2 protein-coding genes are annotated in these 6,937 nt (G+C 42.7%); both read right to left on the reverse strand.

Features of this window, described 5'->3' with window-relative positions; all coding sequences use genetic code 11:
- Positions 1 to 155: 155 nt before the first annotated feature.
- Positions 156 to 3,998: a class I SAM-dependent DNA methyltransferase gene (locus G564_RS0115645; RefSeq protein WP_051205547.1), complete on the reverse strand. Its 3,843-nt coding sequence runs from the start codon at positions 3,996 to 3,998 to the stop codon at positions 156 to 158.
- 369 nt (positions 3,999 to 4,367) lie between these two features.
- A partial coding sequence (locus G564_RS20015; protein ID WP_169578142.1) for a T9SS type A sorting domain-containing protein occupies positions 4,368 to 6,937 on the reverse strand: 2,570 nt, incomplete at its 5' end.

Raw genomic sequence — 6,937 nt, forward strand, 5'->3', positions numbered from 1 at the left:
TTATTATAAACATATAATGGTAAAATCCTGGTATAGATTGGGATAGTGAAAACCGGACCTCCTCCTAAATCCATTTGTTAGGTTTTTAAATCAGCCGGTCGATTTGCTCCTTCAATCTATTTCCTTTTGGAATTCGCGAATCTCCCTCCATCCCGTTACTTAATTGAGTTTTCGATTATTTGAATCTCTTCGTCAGTCAAGTCATATAATTGGTATACAAGCCGGTCGATTTCTGCTTCCAAAGAAGAGGTGTCGGCGGCGGGGTTTTCTTTTTTGTTATCTTCAATCTGCTTTACCAAAGCTGTAATATCAGATTCAGAAGCATTGTTCCTTGCTATTGGAAATTCTTTCACATATATATTTATCCATCTTGCAGTTCCCATTCCGCTCGTATTGGCGGTCAACTTCAAATAAAACTTTATGAGTTTTGAATTAAGTAAACCTGCTAAAAATGTAATTTCTAAATCATCTGGAGGTAAGAGAAAATATGCACTATTTAAGAGGTAAATTTCATCAGTGCAAATAGCAAACTTGTTTGTGTCACTTAGCTCGATCCAAATAAGCTTTGGTAATTTAAAATCTTCAAAAAATGAACAGGCTCTTAAATTTGTCCAGTGTTGTCCTTTTGCGCCGCGATTTTTGAAACCTTCACCAAAGGAATTTAAATACTTATAGATAATTGGATAATCTTTTTCTACGTTGACACCGTTTTTTGTCAGTATTATGAAATTTTGTTGGTCATATCCATATCTCGAGATATCTCTACCTCCCAAAACAGGTTTTATTATTTCTAAATTCTTTGGGTCTTGAGAAATTAATTCTTCTGCTTTTGATCTATCAATTACAAAGGCTTTATTAGACCCTGTAGCTAAGCCAAGTCTGATTTTGGTCTCAAGCTGCTCCAAGGTTTTCCCTTGACTTGCCATTTTTTTACCTAAAGCGATATACTCAGGTTTAGCGAGATTCCAGCTCTTGGTATTAAAATCGTCAAAGGTGTAATTGAAGAAATTTTTAGAAACAAAATCACTGAAATTCTCTTGCAAATCATATTTCTGATTAACAATTTTGGAATTTAATTTTCTCTGTCCTTTTGAGAAGTGAGCAATAACTGTATTTACCACAGCATCTTCAAAAATTTGCGCATCTTCAATGTTCAGCAATTCAATAAATTGACCCTTACTATTAAAGAGATCTCTGAGCGGTTTTCCATATTCTGCTTTTAAAAATGAATTGGAAGTAATAAAATTTAAAAGACCTTTCCCTGTGAGAATGGCTAAACCTAGTTCAAAAAAATAGCAGTAGAGATCAGCAAATGCTTCAAAACTCTGATAATTACCGTTTAAATATTGTCGAAAATCGATTTTATCATGACTTACATACGGCGGATTCCCAATTACCACATCAAAGCCTACATAATCCCCGTTGTCGTCCAGCACTTCCGGAAATTCAAAGCGCCACTCAAAGGCGTTTTCGTAGATCTTGTTGTCTTTTATCTCCTGTATCTGGGCTTCCAGCTTTTTGCTCTCTTTGCTGAGCTTGTCCAGCTTCTTATTCCAGGCGGCTTTTTCCTTTTTTGACTGCTCAAACAGCTGAGTTTGATTGGCCATTAAAAAGATCTCGCCTTTTACCTTTTCCAGCCTCTTTACCTTGGGATCATTGGTGGAGATCTCGCTCCTAAAGTCGTTCTTGATGTCGTGGATGATCTTTTCCATCTCCCGCTTCTGCTCTTTGTTGTGGGCGTTACGGTAAGTATCCACCGCCACGCGGTAGCTGTCAATATTCCATTTGCTGTCCTTCAGAGCTTTGCTTAAGTCGGCATTGAGGTCAAAACGGCTGATGAGGGAGTTGCCGCATTTGATGTTGATGTCGATGTTGGGGAGTGTCTCTAAAGCGGGGTGTGCTCCGGCCCCCTCCCGGCCTCCCCCCAAGGGGGAGGAGGTTTCGTTCTTATAATAAGCACTTTTTAAAAGTTCGATCCAGAGCCGCAGGCGGCAGATCTTGACGGAGTTTGGGTTGATGTCTACTCCAAAAAGGCAATTTTCAATGATGTTCTGTTTCTCGTGGAAAAGCGCTTCCTGCACCCGCTGACTTTCCTTTCCGGAGGGGTTGTATTCAAACAGCTCCCCGTCTTCATCGGTCACGATAAGTTCATCGTTGACCACTTCCACCTGGTATTCCTTTAGCCTTCTTCCATGGCGATCCTGCAGGATGTTCAGGTCATTCTTGATGGCGATCATCTCATTGAGCGCCGAAACCAAAAAATGTCCGCTCCCCACCGCGGGATCACAGATCTTAAGGCTGTTGATAATATCATTCGCCTGCTGCCGGGTAAACATCCGGTGATCATCGATCTGGTCGTACACATCATCCAAGGTTTCAAACCGGACCAATTCTCCCCCATTGGGGGAGCTAGAGGGGGCGGTCTCGTTAAATTTCTGTACGACTGCCTTCCTGATGGTCTCGCGGCACATGTACATGGTGATAAAGCCGGGCGTGAAGAAAGAGCCGTCCTTATAGCCGTTGATCTTCTCAAAAATAAGCCCCAGCACCGAGGCATTGATGAGCGTCTTGTTGTCTTCCTGTATGGTCTCGCCGCCTTCACTGCTAAAGTCATAGGCGTTGAGGAACCCGAACAGGTATTCGAGCGCGTTGAGTTCGCCGCTGCGTTTTTTGCCTTTTTTATCCTTCAGCACGGTGGCGCTGTAGATGGGCAGTGTCTTATCATCGCGCAGGTTGCTTATGAACAGCGTGGCGTGCTCAATATCTGTAGGCTCGAACAGCGAAGAGTTCAAATAAGGTACCTTCTCAAAAAGGGCTTTTACGTCTTCATTTCTTTCGGAATACTGCCGCGCCAGCACCTGAAAGAACAACGAGTTAAGGTCGTCGTAATTATGTATCCTGTCGAGACTGAGGAATTCATAGGATTTGTCGCCTTTGTGGTAGGTGAGGAGCTGGGCTTCGAGCAGCTTCAGAAACAGAATCCTGTTCAACCAGGTGATGCTGAGTTCCAGTCCTACGGAAAAAAGCCGTTCCTCATGCGTCTCCCCAAACTGCGACGGCTGCTCCAGCCTTCCGATCTTATCCATGCTATCCAGCTGAATGATCGCATTTTCGAGAAAAGAACCCGTGTTCCGCTGTCCGGCCTTCTGGCGTTCGATGATCTTTTTGCCGCCCTGTTTTGTTTCAGTTAAACCAATGATATGAAGTAACTCGCCGTAAAAACGTTTGTCCAGGCTGTTACTGTCATTCAAAAATGGCAATTTCAGCAGGTGTTCCGGAGAAAGTAATTTAAACAGCGCGATGAGCTTATTGTCGTCTTTCGGATTGTTGTTCCGCAGCGGTTTTTCGTAGTTGCGGATGTCGAAGTACGTGAATTCCACTTCCTGCTGCATTTCAGCAATAAAGGGTTCCGCGATTTCCTTATAGAAGAAGTCGGTCGTTTTCCCGGCCAGCCTTCCGGCTTCAAAATCGGTAAACTGAGCAACTAATTTTTTGTTTTGTGCAAAGGCTTTTTCAAAGAAGTTGGCGTCAAAGATGAACCACTCATTGATATTGGTCGCCACCACGTATTTCACCTCGAGGTTCTTATGCGTGATGCGCTCCCTCAAATAATACAACACCAGCTCCTGAAATGCCTTGCAGTTGATCTTTTCCCGACTCAGCATCTCTGCCCGGTTGGTAGGCTTCTTGGCTTCAATAATAACGCCCACGCTGGTTTTGGCCTTGTTCCCGTTATGGATCACGAGATCTGTACGGCCTTTGGTATTGATAAAGTGGTTGGGTTCGTACCAGGTCTTCTTCAGGAAGTCGGTCACCAGGTTCTTGTGGAACTCTTCACTTTCAGTTTCATTGGTCCTGTCCAGCAGCTGAATAAGATTGGTTTTGAACTGCTCTATCTGGGAGCGATTTGGTTTAACCTTTAAAAAAGCTTTATTGAGAGCTTTTCGTGGTTTAAGTATATGGAAATTCCCTAGGGTGGTGGAGGAGTCGGTCTGCATTCAGAAAACAACATTAAATTTATTCAGACAAAAGCCTGTAGGGAATTGCTTCTGTCTTTAACTCGTTAACAAGTTCTTAAATGTAGGAAATATTTTGAAAAAGCTTATCCCTAAGTTGACAATATCCAATTTAGGTACAGGAAAGTGAAGTAAGTCCTTCCGGGGGTTTCCCAAAAAATCAGAATTATGGCGCTGTAGCTGACTTTTTTGAAAAGGATGTCAATTGTGCAATAAGCTTATAAGAAAATATATAATTGTGTATGCCTGGTCAATGGAAGAAAGCATTTTTTGCTGCTCAGGGTGGGTGAATAAAATAAGAGCCACCTTACGGTGACTCTCATCTTATTACTACTAAAAATTATCTTTCTCTTAGTTATCTCTAATTACAATCTTTTTCTGAACTTCTCCAGCTTGTTCAACTCTCACAATGTAGGTTCCAGCCTGGAAATTATGGCCGAAGGTGTACGTATCATTTGGTTTTCCTGTTGTCTGGTAAACCACGCTACCACTATAATCATGTACAGAAAGATTAATTTTATCTCTCTTGTTTTCAGTTAGAATATGAACAGTAAAATAATCTATAGAAGGATTAGGTGAGACGGTAAAATCCAAAACGGTTGTTGATTTTGTCTCCGTTGTACTGGTTTCGATATCCTCTGAAGCTCCTTCCAGGCTAAACCCACTATGGACTAACAGGTTTCCTCCTGCCAGGTTCATCTCTTCACTCAAAATAACTGACCAGTTACTTGAGAATAATAGCACACCAGAGTTTCCATCGGTAAGATCAAACGAAATCGAATCATAGGTTCCCGGTTCGCCTCTATCGGTCATATTAACTTTCAGGATCAAATTACCGCCAAGGGATATCGGATTGTCAGGATCGGTAATATCACTTAGGTTAGATTTGGTAATAAATGTGGCCACCTGCGCATCGGGATCTGAAACATCCACACCTAAAGACTGAACTGCATTGCTCTTGATCTGGTACTTATGTACGATTCCGTCAGATTCCAGCCGCCTAAAGATCACATTCATATGCCCCTTAAGCTGGGTGCCTTTCTTGTTATATTTTACATTAAATCCAAAGTTAGTTTTCAAGCCTGGAGTAGAAGCATACTGCCCGGCGGAATTATCAGGCAATAGATAACCACCTCCGGTAATGAAATCTCCGGTGGGTATATAGACGGTTACTACAGTTTCATCTTCAGCAATGTAAAATCCGTTATCCACCATTACTCTTATAGTGAAGGATTCTGAAGTATTATTTCCGGTTAATTGAGCTAACCACTCATAGCTAACTCTTCCCGTTTTACTGTCAGATGGATCCACTAAATCGGTTACTTGTAACCATCCCGAATTTTCCCCTGTTTCGACAATCATGAAATTCACCTTAGCGTTCCTGATATCTCCTTCAAAGGCATCGTAGAGAGAATAGGAGGTATTGGCAGTAATATCCTGAATATTAGCACTTAATATCACAATTGCTTCGGTGTCCCTCGTACTTGGAGTGGCCTGTAAAGACTGACCGGTATAAGCTATCATCGCGTTTTCCCGGGTTATATTGAATGCATCAGAATCGGTGCTACCTAGATAACCGGCATCTTCCGGGAATTCAGTTTCGACCATATAAGAATTGGCCGGATCCTGAGTTAATATCAGAGTAGTGGAAGCCACGCCATTGGCATCGGTTACGGCGCTGGTAGATTGCGAACCAATGCTGAACTTAATCATCTTACCTGCGATGCCCGTACCTGAAACATTATCGATCAATGTAGCCGACAAGTTTGTCTGGTCAGAATATTGTTCGGAGTGATCTCCATTATAGGTCAGAGTAGTTGGCCTCTTTTTAATGGTTACCGAAGTTGAACAATTGGATGAATTATTATTTACATCGACGGCCGTCCAGGTCATTGTGTTGACACCCAGAAGAAGTTTTACTTCATTCATGCTGTCACCAGAAGTAGGAGCGATACCACCAGAGTAAGTGAGGGAGGCTACTCCACAAGCATCAGTGGCAGTAGCGTCAAATTCAGTACCTTGTACAGTATAATAGGTCTGGTAAGGATCAACATAGCGTTCCTGAGAGGAAACACAAGTTATATCTGGTTTAGTTTCATCTTTGACTTCTACGTTAGCATCAACCGTCGAAACATTCCCATTGTTATCGGTAACCGTTAAGGTCACGTTATTAGGTCCAATATTAGAACAGTCGAAATCTGCTTTACTAAGTGCCAGACTTGCAATCCCACAGGCATCATTGGATCCATTGTCGATATCGGCTGCTGTGATAGTGGCCGCACCTGATGCATCCAGTTGCACGGTAATATCCTGTGCAATAGCTACCGGAGCTACATTGTCTTCTACAGTTACAGTTGCCGTAGCTGTTGAAACATTATTGTTGTTGTCTGTAACGCTGAGTGTGACTGTATTAGCTCCTACATTGGTACAGTCGAAGCTGGTTACATCCAGGGTGAGATCAGCAAGCACACAGGCATCATTCGATCCGTTGTCGATATCGGCTGCTGTGATAGTAGCTGCCCCCAAAGCATCGAGTTGTACTGTAATATCCTGTGCAATAGCTGCCGGAGCTACATTATCTTCTACAGTTACAGTTGCCGTAGCAGTTGAGACATTATTGTTGTTGTCTGTGACAGTGAGTGTAACTGGATTGGCTCCTACATTGGTACAGTCGAAGCTGTTTACATCCAGGGCAAGATCAGCAATACCACAAGCATCATTCGATCCGTTGTCGATATCGGCTGCTGTGATAGTAGCCGCACCTGAAGTATCGAGTTGAACCGTAATATCCTGTGCAATAGCTGCCGGAGCTACATTGTCTTCTACAGTTACAGTTGCAGTAGCTGTTGAAACATTATTGTTGTTGTCTGTGACGGTGAGTGTAACTGTGTTGACCCCTATGTTGGTACAGTCGAAGCTGG

It is taken from the genome of Salinimicrobium xinjiangense DSM 19287 (genome assembly GCF_000423585.1).
Lineage (GTDB): Bacteria > Bacteroidota > Bacteroidia > Flavobacteriales > Flavobacteriaceae > Salinimicrobium > Salinimicrobium xinjiangense.